The sequence below is a fragment of the Roseomonas sp. KE2513 genome (assembly GCF_016107305.1).
Classification (GTDB): domain Bacteria; phylum Pseudomonadota; class Alphaproteobacteria; order Acetobacterales; family Acetobacteraceae; genus Roseomonas.
Map to the genome: position 1 here is coordinate 1 of NZ_RCVR01000207.1, position 291 is coordinate 291.

Genomic DNA, 291 nt, shown 5'->3' on the forward strand with positions numbered 1-291 from the left:
ATGGCGAAGTCGAGCAGCCCGATGCTTCCCCGGAACAGGATTACGAAGGCGTAGAGGCTGGCGAGGAGCAGGAACCCGATCTCGACGGCGTTAGCGGGCGCCAGCGTGATCGCGCGATGGCGATCCCTCATCCAGTGCATCACGACCACCAGTGGCCAGGCGAGCCCGACGAGCAGCCGGTTGGCCCCGGTCATGTTGGCCGCCGCGTAGTGGACATAGGGCGAGCCCGGCCCCGCCGCCCCGGCTTGATGGGCGTAGTAGAGGTCCACCGCGTATTCGGGCAGCACGGTG

General features: G+C 67.7%; 1 protein-coding gene. It reads right to left on the reverse strand.

All coding sequences use genetic code 11. The features are described from left to right. Positions 1 to 291, reverse strand: a 291-nt coding sequence (locus D9599_RS30975; protein ID WP_198385170.1) for a hypothetical protein, incomplete at both ends; no start/stop codon positions are given.